22 protein-coding genes are annotated in these 19,434 nt (G+C 68.6%); 6 read left to right on the top strand and 16 right to left on the bottom strand.

The genetic code is table 11. The features are described from left to right. The first annotated feature begins 72 nt into the window (after nt 1-72). Complete coding sequence (locus ACNH6H_RS08775; protein WP_418317115.1) at nt 73-1,200, top strand: adenylate/guanylate cyclase domain-containing protein; 1,128 nt, start codon at nt 73-75, stop codon at nt 1,198-1,200. On the opposite strand, the gene ACNH6H_RS08770 is transcribed toward ACNH6H_RS08775, so the two are convergent. The 7 genes from ACNH6H_RS08770 to ACNH6H_RS08740 form a co-directional block, all read right to left on the bottom strand. Beyond that, a complete protein-coding gene (locus tag ACNH6H_RS08770) occupies nt 1,170-2,120 on the bottom strand; it encodes a hypothetical protein (protein WP_418317114.1) in 951 nt (316 codons plus the stop codon). The genes ACNH6H_RS08775 and ACNH6H_RS08770 overlap by 31 nt on opposite strands. Beyond that, on the bottom strand, nt 2,117-2,362 hold the full coding sequence (locus ACNH6H_RS08765) for a hypothetical protein (protein ID WP_418317113.1): 246 nt from the start codon (nt 2,360-2,362) through the stop codon (nt 2,117-2,119). Before ACNH6H_RS08765 ends, ACNH6H_RS08770 begins: the two co-directional genes overlap by 4 nt. Continuing rightward, nucleotides 2,362-3,093 carry an MlaD family protein gene (locus ACNH6H_RS08760; protein ID WP_418317112.1) on the bottom strand — a complete coding sequence of 244 codons (732 nt, stop codon included), beginning with the start codon at nt 3,091-3,093 and terminating at the stop codon, nt 2,362-2,364. The genes ACNH6H_RS08765 and ACNH6H_RS08760 overlap by 1 nt, the downstream gene beginning before the upstream one ends. Before the next feature lie 3 nt (nt 3,094-3,096). Continuing rightward, on the bottom strand, nt 3,097-3,795 hold the full coding sequence (locus tag ACNH6H_RS08755; RefSeq protein ID WP_418317111.1) for an ATP-binding cassette domain-containing protein: 699 nt from the start codon (nt 3,793-3,795) through the stop codon (nt 3,097-3,099). Between the two features lie 13 nt (nt 3,796-3,808). Further along, the gene (locus ACNH6H_RS08750; protein WP_418317110.1) at nt 3,809-4,669 is read right to left on the bottom strand and encodes an ABC transporter permease; all 861 of its coding nucleotides are present in this window, start codon (nt 4,667-4,669) and stop codon (nt 3,809-3,811) included. Between the two features lie 135 nt (nt 4,670-4,804). After that, the gene (locus tag ACNH6H_RS08745; RefSeq protein ID WP_418317109.1) at nt 4,805-5,410 is read right to left on the bottom strand and encodes a DedA family protein; all 606 of its coding nucleotides are present in this window, start codon (nt 5,408-5,410) and stop codon (nt 4,805-4,807) included. After that, nucleotides 5,407-5,742 carry a hypothetical protein gene (locus tag ACNH6H_RS08740; RefSeq protein ID WP_418317108.1) on the bottom strand — a complete coding sequence of 112 codons (336 nt, stop codon included), beginning with the start codon at nt 5,740-5,742 and terminating at the stop codon, nt 5,407-5,409. The genes ACNH6H_RS08745 and ACNH6H_RS08740 overlap by 4 nt, the downstream gene beginning before the upstream one ends. A gap of 236 nt (nt 5,743-5,978) precedes the next feature. Between ACNH6H_RS08740 and ACNH6H_RS08735 the strand changes: the two genes are divergently transcribed. Together ACNH6H_RS08735 and ACNH6H_RS08730 are read left to right on the top strand one after the other, a co-directional pair. Then, on the top strand, nt 5,979-7,031 hold the full coding sequence (locus tag ACNH6H_RS08735) for a VWA domain-containing protein (protein ID WP_418321272.1): 1,053 nt from the start codon (nt 5,979-5,981) through the stop codon (nt 7,029-7,031). Between the two features lie 7 nt (nt 7,032-7,038). Then, nucleotides 7,039-8,562 (top strand): hypothetical protein, encoded by a 1,524-nt coding sequence (locus ACNH6H_RS08730; protein ID WP_418317107.1) that lies wholly within the window; start codon nt 7,039-7,041, stop codon nt 8,560-8,562. Between the two features lie 51 nt (nt 8,563-8,613). Here the strand turns inward: ACNH6H_RS08730 and ACNH6H_RS08725 are convergent, their stop codons facing one another. After that, nucleotides 8,614-9,291 carry a GntR family transcriptional regulator gene (locus ACNH6H_RS08725; protein ID WP_418317106.1) on the bottom strand — a complete coding sequence of 226 codons (678 nt, stop codon included), beginning with the start codon at nt 9,289-9,291 and terminating at the stop codon, nt 8,614-8,616. Between the two features lie 36 nt (nt 9,292-9,327). Further along, the gene (locus ACNH6H_RS08720; protein WP_418317105.1) at nt 9,328-10,878 is read right to left on the bottom strand and encodes a class I adenylate-forming enzyme family protein; all 1,551 of its coding nucleotides are present in this window, start codon (nt 10,876-10,878) and stop codon (nt 9,328-9,330) included. 130 nt (nt 10,879-11,008) lie between these two features. On the opposite strand from ACNH6H_RS08720, the gene ACNH6H_RS08715 reads away from it, so the two are divergent. Continuing rightward, the gene (locus ACNH6H_RS08715) at nt 11,009-12,739 is read left to right on the top strand and encodes a thiamine pyrophosphate-binding protein (RefSeq protein WP_418317104.1); all 1,731 of its coding nucleotides are present in this window, start codon (nt 11,009-11,011) and stop codon (nt 12,737-12,739) included. Nucleotides 12,740-12,827: 88 nt separating this feature from the next. Here ACNH6H_RS08715 and ACNH6H_RS08710 read toward each other — a convergent pair whose 3' ends face one another. After that, nucleotides 12,828-13,322: a DUF6789 family protein gene (locus ACNH6H_RS08710; protein WP_418317103.1), complete on the bottom strand. Its 495-nt coding sequence runs from the start codon at nt 13,320-13,322 to the stop codon at nt 12,828-12,830. 235 nt (nt 13,323-13,557) lie between these two features. Between ACNH6H_RS08710 and ACNH6H_RS08705 the strand changes: the two genes are divergently transcribed. Then, the gene (locus tag ACNH6H_RS08705; RefSeq protein WP_418317102.1) at nt 13,558-14,166 is read left to right on the top strand and encodes a GAF domain-containing protein; all 609 of its coding nucleotides are present in this window, start codon (nt 13,558-13,560) and stop codon (nt 14,164-14,166) included. Here the strand turns inward: ACNH6H_RS08705 and ACNH6H_RS08700 are convergent. The 6 genes from ACNH6H_RS08700 to ACNH6H_RS08675 form a co-directional block, all read right to left on the bottom strand. Further along, the gene (locus ACNH6H_RS08700; protein WP_418317101.1) at nt 14,158-14,604 is read right to left on the bottom strand and encodes a deaminase; all 447 of its coding nucleotides are present in this window, start codon (nt 14,602-14,604) and stop codon (nt 14,158-14,160) included. The genes ACNH6H_RS08705 and ACNH6H_RS08700 overlap by 9 nt on opposite strands. Nucleotides 14,605-14,703: 99 nt before the next feature. After that, a complete protein-coding gene (locus ACNH6H_RS08695; protein ID WP_418317100.1) occupies nt 14,704-15,129 on the bottom strand; it encodes an MAPEG family protein in 426 nt (141 codons plus the stop codon). Nucleotides 15,130-15,209: 80 nt separating this feature from the next. After that, entirely contained in the window at nt 15,210-16,982 is a 1,773-nt protein-coding gene (locus ACNH6H_RS08690; RefSeq protein WP_418317099.1) for a RecQ family ATP-dependent DNA helicase, read from the bottom strand. Beyond that, nucleotides 16,982-17,419, bottom strand: coding sequence for a hypothetical protein (locus ACNH6H_RS08685; protein ID WP_418317098.1), 438 nt, complete (start codon nt 17,417-17,419; stop codon nt 16,982-16,984). The genes ACNH6H_RS08690 and ACNH6H_RS08685 overlap by 1 nt, the downstream gene beginning before the upstream one ends. Nucleotides 17,420-17,540: 121 nt before the next feature. Continuing rightward, a complete protein-coding gene (locus ACNH6H_RS08680) occupies nt 17,541-17,927 on the bottom strand; it encodes a hypothetical protein (RefSeq protein WP_418317097.1) in 387 nt (128 codons plus the stop codon). A gap of 226 nt (nt 17,928-18,153) precedes the next feature. Next, a complete protein-coding gene (locus ACNH6H_RS08675; protein ID WP_418321271.1) occupies nt 18,154-18,573 on the bottom strand; it encodes a secondary thiamine-phosphate synthase enzyme YjbQ in 420 nt (139 codons plus the stop codon). A 30-nt stretch (nt 18,574-18,603) separates the two neighbouring features. On the opposite strand from ACNH6H_RS08675, the gene ACNH6H_RS08670 reads away from it, so the two are divergent. Next, nucleotides 18,604-19,386: a DUF3750 domain-containing protein gene (locus tag ACNH6H_RS08670; RefSeq protein ID WP_418317096.1), complete on the top strand. Its 783-nt coding sequence runs from the start codon at nt 18,604-18,606 to the stop codon at nt 19,384-19,386. The last annotated feature ends 48 nt before the right edge of the window (nt 19,387-19,434 follow it).

The raw sequence follows: 19,434 nt of genomic DNA, 5'->3' as shown, positions 1-19,434 counted from the left end.
GTGGTACGGGAACAATGTTGGCACGCCATAGAATGAGTCGCAACAGCCATCACCCCATTGATGGAGCAGCCAATGCCCAGCGCCCCCCTCCCCCCGGACGAGCAGGAGCGCCTCGACGAACTGCACCGGTTCGAGATCCTCGACACCCTCGCCGAATCCGAGTACGACGACCTCGTCTTTCTGGCGTCGAAGATCTGCGGCACGCCGATTGCGCTGGTGTCGCTGGTCGATGAGAACCGCCAGTATTTCAAGGCGCGGGTCGGGCTGGCGGCATCGGAGACGCCGCGTGACGTGGCGTTTTGTGCGCATGCGATCCTGAAGCCCGAGCTGATGGTCGTCAACGACGCGGCGGCCGACGAACGGTTTGCCGACAACCCGCTGGTCAAGTCGGATCCGAATATCCGCTTCTATGCCGGCACGCCGCTGATCACGCCGGCGGGCCATGCGATGGGCACCTTGTGCGTGATCGACCGCGTGCCGCGCACGCTCGACGATGGGCAGCGCGAGGCGCTGCGCGCGCTCGGCCGGCAGGTCGAGGCGCTGCTGTCGTTGCGCCGCGCGAAGGCCGAGGCCGAGCGGCTGCTGATGAGCCTGTTTCCGAAGCCGGTTGCCGACCGGCTGCGCGCCGATCCGCAGGCGACGATCGTCGAGGAATATCCGGAGGCCAGCATCATGTTGTGCAGCGTCGACGATTTCTGGGAGGTGGTCGGCGGGCGGCCGCCGAGCGAAATCATCGAGCTGCTGAACGAGGTGTTCTCGCTGTTCGACCGGCTCGCCGAACAGGCGGGCGTGCAAAAGATCAAGACGATCAGCAATGCCTACCTGGCGGCATGCGGGCTGCCGGAGCCGCGGGCCGATCACGCCGAGGCCGTCGCCGATCTCGCGCTGGCGATGCAGCGCGAGATCGCGACGATTGCCACCGGTTCGCGCAAGCCGTTCAGCGTGCGCATCGGTGTGCATTCGGGCGCGACGATTGCCGGCGTCGTCGGCATCCACAAGCTGGCCTACGACCTGTGGGGGCCGGCGGTCGATACGGCCTGCCAGATGGAAGCGCTCGGCGTGCCGGGCGGCATCCAGGTCAGCGAGGCAAGCCATGCGCTGCTCGAGGACAACTATCTGTTCGAGCCGCGCGGCGAGTTCTATGTGCGCGGCCAGGGCGAGGTGACGACCTACCTGCTGAGGGGCCGGCGCGCCGGCTGATTGGCGGCATTGATCTCGTCGAGCAGCGCCCGCGCCCGCGCGCTCGCGGCGGCGTCGCCGGCCTGCGCCGCCGCGGCCAGGCTCGCTGCCAGATGCCGGTTTGCCGCGGCCGCGTTGCCTGATGCATGTTGGCTGCGCGCGGCGAGGTAAAAGCGGTCGGCGGCCAGCGCTGGATGGCCCGCTGCGAGGTGGGCGTCGGCGGCGCGGGCGTAGGCGTGTGCCATGTCGCGGTAGCGAAGTGCGGCGCGCAGCAACTCGGCTTCGGCATCGAACAGCCGCGCCGCGGCGGCGTGGTCGCCACTGTGGCTTGCAATCGTGCCTTCGAGCTTTTTTGCATCGGCGGCCAGCGCCGGCGCATCGGCCGGCAGCGCGACCGCACGCAAGTCGGCACGCGCCGCCGCAAGCTCGCCGGCTTCGGCATGGACCTGCCCGCGCAGCAGCATCGCCTGCTGGCGCAGCGCTGGTGCCGCAGCCGGCGCCGCGATCACCTGATCGGCGAGTGCGATCGCTTCCGCCGGCCGTTGACGCAGCAGCGCGACCTTTGCCCGCAACAGCAGTGGCTCGAACGTGTCGGTGCCCGCGCGCGCCGCGTCGTAGCCGGCTTCGCGCAGCAACTGGACGGCAGCAGCGTAGTTCTGCAGCGCGATCTCGCTGACCGCAAGGTTGTAGGCCGCGTCGGCGGCGAGTGCCGCATGGTCGATCTCGCGGGCGCGTTGCAGCGCCTGACGGTAGAGCAGCTGCGCCTGCGCGAAGTCGCCCTGCTGGTAGGCCCGTCTTGCGACCTCGAAGGCCTGCGTCACCTGAGATTCAACGGCCGGTGGCCTGGCCCGCTGCTGCGGTGGGCCGGCGCAGGAGACGCTGATGCCGGCGAGCAATGCGAGCAGGACCCGTCGCGCGCACTGCGCGGCGCAGGTGCTCATCGCTCGGTCCCGACCCGCCCGCTGCTCAGCCGATGGCCGGATGGTGGCGCATCGATGTGGTCGCGCACCAGCCAGTGGCGCTGCACACCTTCGGTCAGCCGCTCGATCTCGTGCAGCGTCTGCTGGCTTTGCAGCAGCACGCCGGGCGCCGCATCGAAGGCCCGCCGCGCGGAGTGTTCGAGCTCGGGCAGCGATGCCATCAGCCGCCGGGCGTCGGCCGATGCGAGGCGGGCATTTCGCATCACCTGCTGCATGCGCCGGCCAGCGTCGTGCGCAATTCATCGAGTGCACGGTTCAGCTTCGGCAGCGCTGCGCGCAGTTCGGCGGCCGGCTTCGGGTCGCTGATCAGCATCGCGGCCAGGCCGTCGCCGCGTTCGAGTTGGGCGCCGACGCGGTTGACGTGGTTCAGCGCCTGCGCGATGCCGGCCTGCTGGCCGCGCAGGTCCGCGGCGAGCTTCGTGAATTCGGCCACCGCACCGCGCAGTTCGCGGATCGTCGGCAAGGCCTCTTCGCGGACCACCGCCAGCGTCTCCTCCATCATCGCGGTCGGCGCCTTGTCGGCCGCGCCTTGCAGCACCGCGCCGACCGGCGGCAGTGGTTCGCCAGTGCCGCGGGTGATCTCGATCTCGGCGTCGCCGATGCCGAGCGGTTTGCTGATGATCGCCCGCGAATCGCTGCGCACGAAGCGGATGAAGTCGCCCTGGATGCTGACTCGGGCCTCCATCTCGCCGGCATCGGTGACGAAGATGTCGTCGACGCTGCCGACCACCGAACCGAGGATCTGCACCTCGCCGCCGCGGCGCAGGCCGAGCGAACCTTCCGGCGGCAGCTGGATCGCGATCGTGCGGGTGGTCGTGAACCAGCGCTGCGTCTGCGGGCCGAGGACCAGCCCGGCGATGCCGATCGCAACGGCCAGCAGGATGAACAGCCCGACGATCTCGTTGGCCCGTGTCACTTTCAATGGTTTCGGCATCGCTCATCCTTCCGCGGTTCGGCTGCTCATCTGCGAGCCGGTCATCGTGCAGACGATGGTCGCCCTGATGGCGGGATCGTGCAACTCGGCCGGGTTGTCGGTGGTCCACAGCACCGCCGCGCCGCGTTCCCGCGCGGCACGCACGCTGGCGATCAGCGCCGGCATGATCTCCGGATGGATGCCAGTGGTCGGCCGCTCGAGGATCAGCAGCTCCGGCTTGCCGAGGAAGGCGCGCACGCATGCCGCCCGGCGCAGATCCGGCGCGCGCATCGCCGACGGCTTGCCGAGCGGCAGCCCCGGCAGCGAGAAGCGGCGCGCCAGCTCGGCCGCTTCGTCACGGATGCTCGCCAGCGACCGGTCCGGATGGTGGTGCTGCTGCGCCAGCGTGATGTTCTCGTCCATGTCGAGTTCGCTGATCCAGCCGGGTTCCTCGAAGACGCGCCCGATCCGTGAACGCGCAGCGAGCCGGTCGCTGAACGACATGCCGCTCCACGATTCGCCGAAAAACCTCACGTCGCCCTCGAGCGGCTCGACGAGCCCCTGCGCCGCATCGGCCAGCGGTGTCCGCAGGTGCCCGCTCTCCAGATGCACCAGCGCGAGCTCGCCGCGCGCGAGACGCAGATTGATCTGCCAGAGGGCAGTGTCGTAGAGGTGCCCGCCTGCTGCCGCGAGCTGCCGGAATTCGAGGATGGTTTCGCTCATCGGCATGCAGCGCCTACAGGTAGGCCCAGATCGAGATGCCGGAGATCACCGCGAACGATGCGACCACCGAGCGCTGCACCGCGATGCGCGCGGCACGCGGCACACCGGCGTGGGTGTCCTCGGCGCCGAAACCCTCCAGGCAGCAGATGCAGCCGGTCAGCAGCGGCGGGATCGTCGTTTTCAGCAGCAGGCTGACGACATCGGCCGCGGTCAGGGCGCTCAATGTGAGGTGGGCGAATTCCTGGAAGCTGCCGGTATTGACGCTGACCCAGCGGCCGACGATGTAGACGGTGAGGAAGGAAAACGCGACCAGCAGCGTCGTCAGGCAGATCGCCGAAATCACCAGCGCAAGCACACGCGGGACGACGAAATAGCCGACCGGGTCGAGCCCCTGGCCTTCGGCGACGCGATCCTCGCCGGATACATGCACCAGCGCCAGCTCGGAGGCCATCGTGCTGCCGCTTCTGGCGATCAGGATCAGGTTGACGAGCACCGGCCCCAGCTCGCGCACGAGCACCGCATTGAGCACCGGGCCGAGCCAGCGCGACTGCACGACGCCACCGAGCCAGAGCTGGTATTGCGCAACCAGCAGGATGCCGAACGCGACCGCGAGAAAGGCGATCAACGCGCTGGCCTCGACACCCGACGAGATGATCTGGCGCGCAAGCGACCTGCGCAGTGCCGGCCGCCAGGTTCCTGGCTGAGCCGCAGCGGTCAGCACGCCGGCAACCACTGCGGCCAGTTCGAACAGCTTGCGGAACTGCGTCTGCGCGGCCTCGCCGACGAGCCCGCAGAAGGCGCGCAGCGGGCGCAATGCCGAAAGACGGTCTGCGCCGTGGTGCCCGTTGCTGACGGTTTTTGGAGTTTGCTTCAAGCGTCCAGCCGGTGTTGGTGTCGGCGCTGGCAGGGGATGCGATTCATTGTCACTTGCTGATGCAGGCGTGGCAAAAGCGGGCGTGCCGGCGCCGTGAATTGCTTGCGTGAGCGAAGGTCGAGGCCGTCATCGCCGTCAGTCGGCCTGCCGCGCGCGCGCCCGTTCCTCCTTCACCGTCAATGTCAGCCAGACAGCCAGGCCAAGGGCCACCGCCCCGGCTGCGAAAAAGCCCAGCACCTCCAGCGCCATTGACGATGCCGCCGCGATATTGCCGGTGAAAACATAACCGAGGCCGATATAGATGCCGACCCAGGTCGCCTCACCGGCGATCGCCCACAACGTGAAGCTGGCCCACCGCTGCCGTGCCGCGCCGGCGGCCAGGTTGACGTAGGGCCCGAGTGCCGACACCAGCCAGCGCGACAGATAAACCGCGAGCCCGCCGCGCGCCGCCAGCAAGGCCATCGCCTTGCCCAGCAATGCAACGCGCGAGCCGAGCCGCTCGATCAGCCGGGTGCCGCCCCAGCGGCCGCCGAAATAACCCACCTGGTCGCCGGCGATGGCGCCGGTCAGTGCCGCGGCGACGCTGCCGGTCAACGACAGATCGTCCGACGCGACGAAGCCGCCCGCGGCCAGCATCAGGATCGAGGCCGGCACCGGCAATGCGAGGCAGGACAGGAAGGTGCATGCGCCGAGCAGCCAGATCCCGTACTGCGGCACCAGCGCCAGCAGCCAGTCGGTCACCGCTGGCCCGCCTGCAGCCTGGCGACCGCGGTTTCCACGTCGAGGATCACCTGTTCGACCGGCACGCCGCGTTGCCGCGCGATCTCGGCCAGTGTCAGCGGCTGGCCGCGTACCGGTTCCGGCAGCCCGGCCGCGGTGGCGACCTCGCGCGGCGGCAGCTTCCAGCTCTTGCCGACATAACGCACCGTCATCCAGGCCCGCACGGGCTCTTCGCGGTGCAGGTTCCAGTAGACGACGCCAGCGGTAAACCGGACCGCGAAAAAAAGCGCCAGCACACATGCCAGCGCGAGCGCCGACACGAGCCAGGGATGGCGGCGGAAGTGGGATTTCAACGCTTGTTGTCCTCGGCACCAATGCTTGATCGAATGCGTGTGACTCGGGTCTGTCGGCAGATCCGACCGACACGCGAATCGTCCGACCTTGCCGGCATTCTGATCGACCCGGCCTCGCGTGCCTGCCGATGGCGCTCTTTTGATCCCTCCCTCAGAATCGATGGCGTTGCCCGCCCCTCGGCTGTGATTGGCGCTGCCGGGGTGGTGTCGGCGCGTCACGCCGGGTGGATCCGATGCTGCATTTCCTGTGGCCTCACAACCTGTGGTGGATGCTGGTGCTGCCATTGCTGCCGCTGCTCTACCTGTGGCTGCTGCGCCGGCGCGGCAAGGCGGCGCTCAGGTTTTCCAGCCTGCAGCTGGTGCGTGCTGCCGGGCACCACACATGGCGGCGGCATGTGCCGCCGGTGCTGCTGTGGCTGGCGCTGGCGCTGCTGCTGTTGTCGCTCGCGCGGCCGACGGCGCCGGTGACGCTGCCATGGGCACGGACGACGATCCTGCTGGCGATCGACATCTCGCGCAGCATGAGGGTGCAGGATGTCAAGCCATCGCGGATGGTCGCTGCACAGGAGGCGGCGAAGGCCTTCCTCGTCGAGGTGCCGACCCGCATCGACGTCGGTCTGGTGACTTTCGCCGGCAGCGCGCAGGTCGCACAGCGGGCAACGATGGACCGCGGTTCGCTGGTCAGCGCGATCGATGCGGTGCAGATGCAGTACGGCACCGCGGTCGGCAATGCGATCGTGATCTGCCTGGCCGAACTGTTCCCGGACCATCACATCGACCTCGACGAGATGACCTTCGGCCCGCGGCGCGATGTCTCGACGCGAGGCACCGACGACCGCGCCGGCAAGGCGGCAAGACCTGCGCCGAAGGCATTTGCCCCGGTCAAGCCCGGCTCATATGAAGCGGCCGCGATCATCCTGCTCAGCGACGGCCGCCGCACGACCGGCATCGATACGCTGCAGGCCGCCCGGATGGCCGCCGATCGCGGCGTGCGAATCCATGTCGTCGGCCTCGGCACACCCGACGGCCATGCGACGATGGGGGACGGGATGGCGATCTACCTGCAACTCGACGAGCCGACGTTGCGCGAGGTGGCGCAGATGACCGGCGGCGAATACCACCATGCGGCGACCGCCGAGGCGCTGCGCAGCGTCTACCAGGGCCTTGGCTCGCAACTGCAGATGCGCAAGGTCGATACCGAGCTGTCGGCGCTGCTGGTGCTGGCAGCGGCGCTGCTGCTGGCTGCCGCCGCGGGGCTGTCGGTGCTGTGGTTCGGGCGTGTATCGTGATCGTCAGATGTCCATTGACTCGATTGCTCGCCTGATCGCTGTCGGCCTGGCCGTCGCGATCAGCGGTTGTTCGCAGCTCGGGTCGCGTCAGCAGACGGCGGCGTTTTACCCGGCGCGCGACGGTCTCGCGCCATGTGCAGAATTTTTGCGGCAGGCCGATGCAGTGGTCGCCGCCGCCGGTGTCGGCGATGCGATGGCGGCGCGTGTGCCCGGGTTTCCGCACCTTCGTGCAAGCCGCTTCCTCGCCAGTCATGCCGGCGATGCGCTCGGGCCGCGTGCGCTCGATGAGTGGATCGACCGCCTGGCGCGGCTGGGCGAGGAGGGCCATGCGGTCGAAGTCGCGAACCTGCCTGCCGCGACGCAGCAGCAGCTCGACGCCGCTGCGCACACGCTGACCGCGCAGCCATCGGCGCGCACCGCGCTGGCCCATTGCACCGGTTTGCTGGCGCGGGCCGACAAGGCGTCGCCCGAACGCATCGCGGCCTTGCGCGAGGCGGTGCGTGTACCGGACGACTACAAGACCTGGCAGCGGGTGGCCGGCCTGTACTGGCTGACGCGGCTGCCGTTTGCGCATGGCGTGCGGCAGTGGCATGCGCGCACGCAGGCGGTGTTCGATCGGCCCATGCACCTGTTGCCTGTCGATGGCGAACGGGTGCGCTTTGCGCCGCCGCCGGCAGCGCCTGTCGACGATGTCGCGGCACTGCTGGCGCGTGCGGCATCCGCCAGCCCGCTCGGCATTCCGGATCCGCAAGGCGCAGACCGCGACGCGCTGTTCCGCCTCTTTGCGCCGGCGTTCGTCGTCGATGTCGCCAGTGCAGCGGATCGTCCTGGCGCGCTGGTCTGGCGCGGTGGCGACGCGCCGGTTGTCGATCCGCGCGGGCCGGCAACGGTCTACCGGCGCATTTCACATACACGGTTTGAGGGGCAGGTGCTGCTGCAGCTGAACTATGCAATCTGGTTTCCCGAGCGGCCGCTCGAAGCCGCCTGGGATCTGCTCGGCGGCCACCTCGACGCGGTGTTGTGGCGGGTCACGCTGACACCGGGCGGCAAGCCCTTCGTCTACGACTCGATGCACCACTGCGGTTGTTATCACCTGTTTTTTCCGACCGCGCGTGCCCGCTTGAAGCCGCAGCCGGTGACGCTCGACGAAACGGCCTTCGTGCCGCAACGGCTGCCGGCGCTCGATGCGGGCACGCCGATCTCGCTGCTGCTGGCGTCGCACACGCATTACCTGCAGCGGGTCGTCGTCGGCAGCGCGGCTGGCCTTGCTGCGCGCGAGGCCAGCTACGCATTTGCCGAGGACGACACGCTGCGCTCGCTCGAAGCCGGCCCGGCCCGCCGCAGCGCATTTCGCCCCGACGGCATCGTGCCCGGCACCGAACGCGGCGAGCGTTATCTGTTCTGGCCGATGGGTGTGCCCGAACCCGGCGCGATGCGCCAATGGGGCCGCCACGCGACCGCCTTCGTCGGCCGCCGCCACTTCGACGATGCCAATCTGTTCGAGAAATATTTCGAGATGACGGATCGCTGAAGGGGCCCACGGTCCTGCCTGCCGCGTTGGCAGGTCAAAAGCCCGTTTTCGTCAGACCGCCAAGCCCTCCACCTGTGGCGCCTTCAACCGCTCGATCATGAAGACCGCTGCCTGCGTGATGTGTTCGCGGGCCAGCGCCTCGGCGCGGGCGCCGTCGCCGCGGGCGATCGCGTCGAGGATCTCGACATGCTGGTCCCAGATGTCGCGCGGCTTCTCGTTGTTGATCAGCACCTCGCCCATCACGCGTTGCGTATAGGTCAGGTGGGTGGCCAGTGCCGGCCCGACCAGCGGGTTGCCGGACAGGCCGTAAATGAATTCATGGAAGCGGATGTCGGCGGCGATCATCTTCGCGACCGAGCCGCTGGCAACCGCGCGGCGGCCGGCGTCGATCAGCGCCGGGCCGAGCTTCGCGGCCTTGTCGGCATTCGTCTCGGCGGCGCGCCGGCAGGCCAGGCCCTCGATCACCGCGCGCATGTCGTACATGTGCTGCACATGTTCCGGGTCGAGCCGGGCGACGATCAGGCCGCGGCCCGGTGCGTCGTGCAGTACGCCCTGGTTGCGCAGCAGCGCCAGCGCCTGCTGCACCGGCTGCCGCGAGACGCCGAGCGCCTGCGCGATCTGCTCCTGGATGATGCGGTCGCCGGGCGCGAGCTTGCCGGCGGCGATTTCGTCGAGCAGTGCGTCTCGAACCTGTTCGACCAGATTGGGTGCGGTGGCCAGTGCCTTCATTGGGTGATTGTTGCAGGTGGCAGGAAGCGTGGCGAATCAGCGGCTGACCAGTTGCTCGCGCAGCACGCGGTGCAGGATCTTGCCGGTCGCGGTGCGCGGCATCTCGGCCTCGTCGACGAACAGGATTGCCTGCGGCCGCTTGTAGCCGGCCATCCGGCTGCGGCACCAGTCGAGGATCTCGGCCTCGGTGGCCGGTTCGTGCAGCACCGCGACCGCCTGCACCGCCTCGCCCCATTTGTCGTGCGGCACGCCGACGACCGCGATGTCCTTGATCTTCGGGTGCGCGCCGAGGATGCTTTCGACCTCCGACGGGTAGACGTTTTCACCGCCGCTGATGATCATGTTGCTCTTGCGGTCGACGAGGTGGATATAGCCCTCGCTGTCGCGGCGCGCCATGTCGCCGACCGAGCACCAGTCGCCGTTCATCGCCTCGGCGGTCTTGTCCGGGTTCTCCCAGTAGCCGTCGAAGACATACGGCGTGCGCGAATACAACTCGCCGACCTCGCCGTCGGGCACCTCGTTGCCGGCCGGGTCGAGGATGCGGATCGCTCCGGAACCGGCCCACTCGCGGCCGACCGAACCGAGCTTGTCGATCTGCTCGTCGGGGCGCAGCAGCGTCACCCAGCCGGCCTCGGTCGAGCCATACAGCTCGTACAGCTGGCCGTTGCGGAAGAACTCGAGGATCGCGAGCTTGGTGTCCTTGCGTGCCGGGGCCGACGAGATCATCAGCTTCTCGACCGCGCTGACGTCGTAGCGCGCCTTCGTCTGCGACGGCAGCGCCAGCATCATGATGTAGTGGGTCGGCACCAGCGACGTGAACGTGACCTTCTGCTGCGCCAGCGTCGCCAGCAGCGCCTGGGCATCGAAACTCTTGCGGTCGTCGATCACGCAGGTGGCGCCGAGGTGGACGAAGGTGTGGCTGAAATAGAGCGAGTTCGCGTGGCACATCGGCATCACCAGCAGCGCGGTGTCGTCGCGCTTGAAGCCCATCTCGAGCGCGGTCGCAAACGCAATCAGCGTATTGCCCTCGTGGCTGCGGATCGCGCCTTTCGGCCGGCCAGTCGTGCCCGAGGTGTACATCAGCGCGCAGGTATCGGTCGGCCGCACGTCGACCTTTGGCGCGGCGTCCGACGCGAGCGCGATCAGATCCTCGTAATTCGTATAACCCGGCGCCGTCGCGCCATGGCCGAATGCGACCCAGCAATGTGGCTCGATCGTCAATTCGGCACGGATCGGCTCGACACGGTCGAGCAGCTCGTCCTGCACGATGAAGGCGCGGGCGCGGCAGTTGGCAGCGATATAGGCGATCTCCGGCGCGGTCAGCCGGAAATTGATCGGCACCGCAACCAGCCCGGCGCGCGCCAGCGCGACATAGATCTCCATCCACTCGACGCAGTTGTAGGCGAGCAGCGCGACGCGGTCGCCCTTCGCCAGGCCGAGGCCGAGCAGGCCGTTGGCGAGCCGGCAGGCGCGGTTGTTCCATTCGGCGAAGCTGAGCGAACGGCGCGAGTCGCGGGCGCCGAGCTTGTTCGGCGTCAGCCGGGCGTGGGTGGCAACGGCATCGGCAACGGTGAGCAGGTGGTTCATCGGTCTATCCTCGAAGCTGAGGCCTGCATCATCGCACTCTGAATTCAGAGTTCAACCAGGGATTCCCCTTATTTTCGAACTCTGAATTCAGAATACCATTGCCGGACCGTCCACCAGAGGAGACCGATCGATGAGCACCCCCCACGTCACCGAGCAGAGCACCGCAGCGCTGATCGCGCGCTTTCTGAAGGCGCGCGGCGTCGACCGGGTGTTTGCCTTGTGCGGCGGCCACATCATGCCGATCTGGATGCGCCTCGACGCCGAAGGCATCCGCATCGTCGACGTTCGCGACGAGCGCGCTGCCGTCTACATGGCGCATGCCCATGCCGAACTGACGGGCGGCCTCGGCGTGGCAATGGTCACGGCCGGCCCAGGCGTGACCAATGCGATGACTGGCATCGCGAATGCCCACGTGGCCCGCGCACCGGTGCTGGTGCTGTCCGGCACGCCGCCGCGCGCGCAGGAGAACCGCGGCGCGCTGCAGGACATGATCCACACCGAATTCGTCCGGCCGCTGACCCGTTATGCGCGCACCGTGCGCGAGCCCGACCTTGCGCTGCAGGAGCTCGACGAGGCGGTTGCCCGCGCGCTCGGCCACGGCGGCGAACCTGGCCCGGCCTACCTCGACTTCCCGGTCGACACGTTGCGCGCACCGGTCTCGGCGGCGGTGCAACTGCCCGAGCTGATGGCGCCGCGGCAGGTGCGCCGCGTGCTGCCCGATCCGGAGTCGGTTGCGCAGGCGGTCGAGCTGCTGTGGTCGGCGAAGCGGCCGCTGGTGATTTCGGGCCGTGGCGCGCGTGGCGCCGCCGGTCCGTTGCGTGAGCTGCTCGACCGCACCGGCGCGCTGTATCTCGATACCGGCGAGAGCCGCGGCCTGGTCGGCGACGACCACCCGTCGGTGGTCGCCGCAATGCGCGGCTCGGTGATGGGCGAGGCCGACGTCATCGTCACGCTCGGCCGCCGGCTCGATTTCCAGCTCGCCTACGGCTCGCCGGCGATCTTCGGCGATGCCAAGTTCGTCCGCATCGCCGACTGTGCTGCCGAATTGCGCGACAACCGCCGCGGCGCTGCCGAGGTGCTGGCAACGGTGTCGGCCGCGCTCGAGGCGATGCTCGCCGCGGCCGGTGACCGCAAGCCGGCCACCGACCGGGGCTGGGCCGACGGTGTTCGCAGCAAGCACCAGGTGCGCGCCGACAAGTTGATCCAGTCGATGGCCAACGCCGCACCCGGCAGCGACGGCCTGATGCATCCGAACAAGCTGCTCGCCGCGCTGCGCGATGCGCTGCCGCGCGATGCGGTGGTGGTCGCCGACGGTGGCGATTTCCTCAGTTTTGCCCGTGTCGGCCTGCCGGCTCAGACCTACCTCGACCCCGGCTCGCTCGGCTGCATCGGCATCGGCACACCGTTCGGCATCGCCGCCAGCCTGGCGCGGCTGGACCAGACGGTTGTGGTCGCGACCGGCGACGGCTCGTTCGGCTTCAATGCGATGGAAATCGATACCGCGGCGCGCCACAAGGCGCCGGTGCTGATCGTCGTCGCGAACAACGGATCGTGGGCGATCGAGGTGCGCGACCAGCAGGAAACCCACGGCAAGGTCGTCGGCACGCGGCTGCAGTTTGCCGACCATGCGGCGATGGCGCGCGGCTTCGGCCTGCATGCCGAACGCGTCGAGCGCGCCGAGGACCTGCCGGCAGCAATCGAGCGCGCAATGGCAAACCGCCCGGCGCTGCTCGACGTGCTGGTGACGCCGGAAGCGGCATCGTCGGATGCGAAGTCAGGCCTCGCCTGGGTGCCCGATCTGCAGGCGCTCGGCGCCTGGGATACCGCCGAGCGGGCGTGGCGGGACGGCGAGGCGGGCTGACGCAGGACCTCAGCAGCCGGACCGCTTCGGCGGGCGGCTCCGATCGCATCGCGGCGAGCGGCCTCGGCGGCCCGTCCGCGGAACGGGTTCAGACGTGTCTTGGCTGCCCTGGCCGATGATGCCCGCCCATTGCCCGGGCATCACTGACCAGCCTGCCGAAGGCCCAGCCAAGCACGGCGCCGAAGATCAGGTGCAGCATCAGCGTCATCAGCGGCGCCATCAGGCCCAGCGACAGTGCAAACAGGCCGGCGCCCGCCAGCGGCATCAGCACCACCATCATCACCAGCCAGCCGACTGCGGCGAGCACGATTCCGTTGGTGATCGGGCTGCCGGTCGCGAGCAGGCCGGCTTTGCTGATCAGCAGGCCGTAGCCGACGATGCCGATCATCAAATGCGCTGCCCAGCCGAGTGCCGGCGTGTCGGGTGCGCCCATCATCGATGCCAGCATGCCGGGCAGGTCGAGTTCAGGCATCACGCCCATCATCGCTTTCACCCACATCAGCGCCGACAACACGGCAGTCGCAGCGAGGCCAGCGAGCAGGCCTTTGCTGATGGTGGCTTGGTCTCGGTGGTCGTTCGGCATGCAGTCTCCCTTGAAGAACCACCATAAACACCGCCGAGGCCTTTTGCCGTAGGACCGGGCCGCCCCCGGATGCCGGCCGATCCACCGCGCTGCGCCGTCGCGCCAGCATCGGGGCCGCCATCGAGGACTGCTTGACATCGGCGTGACGTGCTTCACGGACGCTGCCGACTGTTCCTCAACTTTTCCGACTGGCGTCCGATGGTGCGTCAACGGCGCAGCAAGAGGATCGATGGCCATGCAGTGCAATCTTCCGGACCAGGCAACCCATCGCTCGCCGCGGCTTGCAGATCCGGCGCGCCTCGAATCGCTGCGCCGCTGCGGCATCCTCGATACGCCTGCCGAGCCGGCGTTCGACGAACTCGTCGCCCGCGCTGCAGCGTCTTGCCAGGCACCGATGGCATTGATCACGCTGGTCGACCGGCAACGCCAGTGGTTCAAGGCACGCATCGGAATTGATCAGTCGGAGACGACGATCGAGCGCTCGATCTGCGCGAAGGCGATCGACCACGACGGCATCTTCGTCGTTCCCGACGCAAGCGTGGACCCGCGTGTCAATTCGAATCCGATGGTCTACGGCGACCCGCACATCGCTTTCTACGCCGGCGCACCACTGCTCGATACCGATGGCCGGCCGCTCGGCATGATCTGCGTGCTCGACACGGTGGCACGACCTGCCGGGCTCAGCGATGCACAACGCACCGAATTGCAGACGCTGGCGCTGCGGGTGATGGCGTTGCTGGAAGCGCGGCGGCTGGCGGTATCGATCGCACCGACCGCCGTGCCGGCGCCGCCGCTGGAGATTTCGGACTGGAGACGGGTCATCAGGCCCTGGCGGTCATCGTGACCAGCGTCCGGCAACGCCCGGGCGCCCGGCATCGTCGAGCGCCGCGCCGACATACATCCTGCTGACACCGGCCCGATAGGCCGCGGCTTCACAGGCCGCGCAGGGCCGGCTGGTCGAATACAGCACGCTGCCGGCCAGATCGGTGCGCCCGAGCCGACGCTGCGCATCGGCGATCGCGACCCGCTCGGCATGGGCATCGGGATTGCCGTCCCTGACGACGCGGCTCGGACCTTCGCCGATCACTGCGCCGCCGGCGACCAGCACCGCGCCATACGGCTGGTCGTTCCAGGAGCGCGCCCGCTCGAGCATCTGTGCCGCCACGTCGTACCAGCGCCGGTCCGGATGCCCGGCACTGTTGCCGAACGACAGCGATGTGAGGCCGAAGCCGACCGTCGGGCCGACGATTGCGCGGGTGATGAAAAAGCGGCGGTTCGACATGGCAATCTGCTGACGCGGCGGGAGAGCGGGCCGCGTTCTCGAGCATCGGTGGGTGCAGCTTGATCCGAAACCGCCGCCGCGGCAAGCCCGTCGGCCGTGTCAGCTGCCTGCGGACATCAGCAGGCCAACCACCCAGACGACGCCGATCACCATCTGCACCGCAAACGCGGTGAATCGCGCCGATACCGCCGCCGCACTGAGCGACGCGAGGTGGATGCTCGACTGCACGACCCGGGCGGCGAGGAAGGCATAGGCCAGCGGATCGGTCACCGCGCTGCGCCCGGTCAGCAGCGCAACCAGCATCAGGCCGCCGAAGATCGGCAGGCTCTCGATGCAGTTGGCATGTGCGCGCGCCAGCCGCTGCATGAACGGCGACAGGTTCGCGTTGTCGGGTGTGAAGCCGTTGGCCGCGACCTTGCCGGCGATCACCAGCCGGGTCCGGTTGGCCTCCATCACGATCAGCAGCGCCAGCGTCCATGCGATGAAGCCGGTCAGCGCGAGGGCGGTCGGGGTGAGCTGGGACATGCCGTTGGTCCTCCGTGGCGGATCTCGCCGGGTAACGGAGGACCATTCTGCCCGGCATGTCAGCGGGTCGGCTGGCGCGATCAGCGCGCGTCCATCGACCCGCCGGCAGTTCGCCGCGTGCGCAGTGGCTGCAGGAATTCCGGCTGGAACGAGCGAGTCTCGCCGTTGCCGAGCAGCACCGTGATGCTGAGCGCGTCGGCCTTGACGACCTCGGCCGCGCCGTGACGGCGCGTCTTCACGCGCTGGCCGACTTCGAATCGCACCTCCGGCTTGACGACGATCGCATTGGCGGTCGGCACCGCGGTTTCCCGCGGCTGCTGGCGAGCCGCGGCATCGCCGGTCTGCGCCATGAAGGCCTCGTGTTCTGCCAGCCGCAGGCAGTTGTCGCAGGTGCCGCAGCTCTCGGTCACCGGGCCTTCGTCTTCCAGGTGCTCGAGCAGCTGGCTCCAGCGGCAACGCCCGCCCTGCGCATAGGCGACCATCCGTTCGAGCATCGCCTGGTCGCGCTCGGCCTTCTGCCGGCAACGCACGACGAGGCTGCTGACGAGGTGGTCGTCGAGCGCCAGCAAATGCCGTTCGTGGTCCGGGTGCAGCCGCCATGCGCCCTTCAGGTCGACCTCGGCCAGCCCTTCGTTGCGCAACACGTTCAGCGCCACCGCGATCTTGCGTTGCCGTTTGCTGTTGCCTTCGCACAGCGCGTCGATCGTCCAGCCGACCGATTCCGGCGGCGCGGGCGATGCCAGCGTCTGCACGACATGGCGGAAGTCGTCGTGGTCGGGGTAGCGGCCGGCGAGGAAGAATTTCTGCACCGAGCGGTCGGCATCGACGAACATCAGCGTGCAGACCGCCGGCTCGCCATCTCGGCCGGCGCGGCCCGACTCCTGGTAATAGGCGTCGAGCCCGCCGGGCATCTGGTAGTGCACGACGAAGCGGATGTCGGGCTTGTCGATGCCGAGACCGAAGGCATTGGTCGCGACCATCACCCGCACCCGGTCTTCCATGAAGTCGTCCTGGTTCTGGCGGCGCTTGGCCGACGGCAGGCGGCCGTGGTAGAGCGCTGCGCTCTGGCCATCCTTGACCAGCGCCGCATGAACCTCCTCGGCGGCCTTGATCGTCGCGACATAGACGATGCCCGAGCCGGTGGTTGCGCCGACCAGCTCGACCAGCCGCGGCAGCTTGTCCTGCATCCGCGAGAAATGTTCGGCGCGGTAGTGCAGGTTTTCGCGGAACAGGTCGGTGCCGATCACGCCGGCCTGCGGAATCTTCAGCAGCTGCGTCACGTCGTCGATCACCTGCTGCGTCGCTGTGGCGGTCAGCGCCAGCACATTCGGCTTGCCGAGCGCCTCGATCGCAGCGCCGACGGCAAGGAATGCGGGCCGGAAATCGAAACCCCATTGCGAGATGCAGTGTGCCTCGTCGACGACCAGCAGGCCGACTTCGCGCGACTGCAAGGCGGCGACGAATTCCGCGCGCGCCAGCTGCTCGGGTGTCGTGAAGACGATCTGCGCGCTGCCGTCGGCGATTGCCTGCTCGGCCTGGTCGCGCTGGGCGGCATTCAAACCGCTGTGCGCCTGCACCGCGGCAATGCCGAGGTCGTTCAGGCCGTCGCACTGGTCCTTCATCAGCGCGATCAGCGGCGAGACGACGACGGTGCGCCGTTCGCTCAGCGAGGCCGGCAGCTGGTAACACAGCGACTTGCCGGCGCCGGTGGGCATCAACGCGAGGGTCGGCAGGCCGGCAATCACGCGATCGATCACGCGCTGCTGGCCGGGCCGCAGCGCCTTCAATCCGAATGTCTTGCGTAATGCCTGTCGCAGCGTCGCGTCGCTGACCCGCTCACGGGCGCGGGCCATCAGCGCTGGCGCGCCGTGCCTTGCGGCCGGCTGCCGGTGTCGGTCGCTGTCTGCTGTTCGCTGTCGGGCTGATCCCGATAACCCTCGCGCGGATCGTCCGCCAGCTGGTCCAGCACATCGCGCACTTCCGGGTCGATGTCGGTGCCGACCGGGTCGTCGCGACCGATGATGCGGTCGGGCATGATGTCCGCGGCCGGCTGCGGGTCGCGGCCCGCGGCGGCGCCTCGTTCACCGGTGCCGAGCGCATCGCTGTCGCTGTCGGCGTCCGACGGGATGCCGCCCCATTCGGCCGGATTGTCCGGCGACGTGGCCATCGGCCGTTCACCCTGGATGTCGCTGCCGGTATCCGAACTGTCGCTCGGGCCGAGCCGGTCGATGTCGGTGCCGGGTGCCTCGGTTGGCGCGGCGGTGCCGCCCAGGATTGGAGAGTTGCTCATGGTGTTCTCGATCCGTTGAGAAAGGCCTGTGTCGGCCGATGAGTCCATCCTCTCGCGGCGTCCGCCGGCGGCCAATCGGTGTTGTTCGCGCCGACCGGTAGGTTTTTTCCTGCGCGGTTTTTCAGCCGAGGTCGGGCACGACGACGCCGTCGGTGATGCGCACGCGCTGCCCGATCGTCAGCTTGTCCGGATAGCGGTCGACGGTGACGATCTGCTGCGTGCCGGCATTCAGGCGTACGACGACTTCGTAGACGGTGCGCGGGAGTTTTTTCTGCGGCTTGGCCGACGTTTCCGTGATCGTCGGCGGCAGCTCGTCGGTCTCGACGCTGTTGATCGCGACCACCGTGCCGCAGGTTTCGCAATGCGGCGGCAACTGGCCCGGCAATGGCCGCAGCTTGGCTTCGGGCGCGGCAATCGGCGCCGACGCCTGCGCCCAGCCGGCGGTCGGCACAAACAGGATGCTGGCGGCCGCCAGCAGCGCGAGTGAAAAACTGGACCTGGTCGACATGGTGTATTCCTTGGAAACCGGACGTGCCGACAGCCGGCCCGTCCCAACCGGGCGCCTGCCGGTGAAGCCGCCGAAGCGGGTCTCGGTCCAGTCGGCTCGACAGCCGACGCAGGGTTGTCGCGATGAGCTTATGGGTGCCCCGGGCGCGCACCATCGGCAGCCAACGCTTGCCGCGGTAGGACTTGGCTGACGGTCAGGCGGTGCCGGCGGCGCGGCGAGCGTGCGCTCACTCGCCGAGGAGATGCAGTGCAATCTGCCGGCGGTGCGGCGATACCCGGTGTTCCCACAGGTAGATGCCCTGCCAGGTGCCGAGCACGAGGCGGCCGTTGCTGACCGGGATCGACAACTGCACTGCGGTCAGCGCACTGCGGATGTGCGCCGGCATGTCGTCGTCGCCTTCGTCGCGGTGGCGGAACAGCGGATCGCCGTCGGGCACCAGGCGGGCGAAAAAGCGGTCAAGATCCCCGCGCACGTCGGGATCGGCGTTCTCCTGCACCAGCAGGCTGGCCGAGGTGTGGCGGACGAACAGCGTCAGCAGGCCGCTGTCGAAACCGGCGCCGTCGGTCCATGCCGCGACCTTGCGGGTGATCTCGACCAGCCCGCGCCCGCGGGTGTCGATGTCGAGAATGGTGGAGGCTTGGCGCAGCATCAGGCGGAATATGCCAAAGTTGCAGCAATGACTTCTCCGAAACGCCGCCTCGGCCTGCTCGCGACGACGTTGCTGGTGCTCGGCCTGTCGTTTGCACTGAGCCTGGCGCAGGTGCTCGCCGGCGACGGCGTGCAGCGCAGCTGGCGCGATGCGCCACGCCATTCGGCCGGCATCGCGCCCGATCCGCAGCAGTTTGCCGATACCGCGATCGTGCAGGTCTTCGTTGCCCGCACCTTCGGCTGGCGCGGCGCATTTGCGCTGCATCCGTGGATCATCTACAAGCGCGCCGGCGACACCGACTATCTGCGCCACGATGTCGTCGGCTGGTATGCGCCGCAGGTGGTGCGGCGCAATTTTGCGCTGCCCGATGGCTTCTGGTACGGCGCCGAGCCGCGGCTGCTGGTCGACCATCGCGGTGCATCCGCCGCGGCGATGATCGACGACATCGAGGCGGCAATTGCCTCCTATCCCTATTACGGCCAGTACCGCAGCTGGCCGGGGCCGAACAGCAACACCTTCCTCGCGCACATCGGCCGCGAGGTGCCGGCGCTCGGGCTGGATCTGCCGGCCAATGCGATCGGCAAGGACTACCGCGATCTTGGCCACGTGGTCGGCGTATCGCCGACCGGTTCCGGGCTGCAGCTGACGCTGCTCGGCCTGCTCGGCGTCAGCGTCGGGCTGCAGGAAGGGCTGGAACTCAACCTGCTCGGCCTGAATTTCGGCATCGATCTGAACCGCCCTGCGCTGCGTTTGCCGTTTGTCGGCCGGCTCGGCATGGACGACCGCACCGAGTCGGGCTTGCCACGCTGAGCACGCCGGCCCGCGGCCGGCCGGCAAAGGGCTTTATCGGCTGCGGTT

It is taken from the genome of Pseudideonella sakaiensis (assembly GCF_048320135.1).
Classification (GTDB): domain Bacteria; phylum Pseudomonadota; class Gammaproteobacteria; order Burkholderiales; family Burkholderiaceae_C; genus Ideonella_A; species Ideonella_A sakaiensis_A.
The sequence above is the reverse complement of the archived record's forward strand: the minus strand, read 5'-3'. Positions and strand labels throughout refer to the sequence as shown.

Bases quoted from the DNA above. Each gene is read 5' to 3' on its own strand.
- ACNH6H_RS08700 (WP_418317101.1), bottom strand. From the start codon at position 14,604: ATGTCGAACCGCCGCTTTTTCATCACCCGCGCAATCGTCGGCCCGACG.
- ACNH6H_RS08770 (WP_418317114.1), bottom strand. From the start codon at position 2,120: ATGAGCACCTGCGCCGCGCAGTGCGCGCGACGGGTCCTGCTCGCATTG.
- ACNH6H_RS08775 (WP_418317115.1), top strand. From the start codon at position 73: ATGCCCAGCGCCCCCCTCCCCCCGGACGAGCAGGAGCGCCTCGACGAA.
- ACNH6H_RS08760 (WP_418317112.1), bottom strand. From the start codon at position 3,093: ATGCCGAAACCATTGAAAGTGACACGGGCCAACGAGATCGTCGGGCTG.
- ACNH6H_RS08705 (WP_418317102.1), top strand. From the start codon at position 13,558: ATGCAGTGCAATCTTCCGGACCAGGCAACCCATCGCTCGCCGCGGCTT.
- ACNH6H_RS08680 (WP_418317097.1), bottom strand. From the start codon at position 17,927: ATGTCGACCAGGTCCAGTTTTTCACTCGCGCTGCTGGCGGCCGCCAGC.
- ACNH6H_RS08720 (WP_418317105.1), bottom strand. From the start codon at position 10,878: ATGAACCACCTGCTCACCGTTGCCGATGCCGTTGCCACCCACGCCCGG.
- ACNH6H_RS08670 (WP_418317096.1), top strand. From the start codon at position 18,604: ATGACTTCTCCGAAACGCCGCCTCGGCCTGCTCGCGACGACGTTGCTG.
- ACNH6H_RS08725 (WP_418317106.1), bottom strand. From the start codon at position 9,291: ATGAAGGCACTGGCCACCGCACCCAATCTGGTCGAACAGGTTCGAGAC.
- ACNH6H_RS08765 (WP_418317113.1), bottom strand. From the start codon at position 2,362: ATGCGAAATGCCCGCCTCGCATCGGCCGACGCCCGGCGGCTGATGGCA.
- ACNH6H_RS08690 (WP_418317099.1), bottom strand. From the start codon at position 16,982: ATGGCCCGCGCCCGTGAGCGGGTCAGCGACGCGACGCTGCGACAGGCA.
- ACNH6H_RS08685 (WP_418317098.1), bottom strand. From the start codon at position 17,419: ATGAGCAACTCTCCAATCCTGGGCGGCACCGCCGCGCCAACCGAGGCA.
- ACNH6H_RS08730 (WP_418317107.1), top strand. From the start codon at position 7,039: ATGTCCATTGACTCGATTGCTCGCCTGATCGCTGTCGGCCTGGCCGTC.
- ACNH6H_RS08715 (WP_418317104.1), top strand. From the start codon at position 11,009: ATGAGCACCCCCCACGTCACCGAGCAGAGCACCGCAGCGCTGATCGCG.
- ACNH6H_RS08710 (WP_418317103.1), bottom strand. From the start codon at position 13,322: ATGCCGAACGACCACCGAGACCAAGCCACCATCAGCAAAGGCCTGCTC.
- ACNH6H_RS08755 (WP_418317111.1), bottom strand. From the start codon at position 3,795: ATGAGCGAAACCATCCTCGAATTCCGGCAGCTCGCGGCAGCAGGCGGG.
- ACNH6H_RS08695 (WP_418317100.1), bottom strand. From the start codon at position 15,129: ATGTCCCAGCTCACCCCGACCGCCCTCGCGCTGACCGGCTTCATCGCA.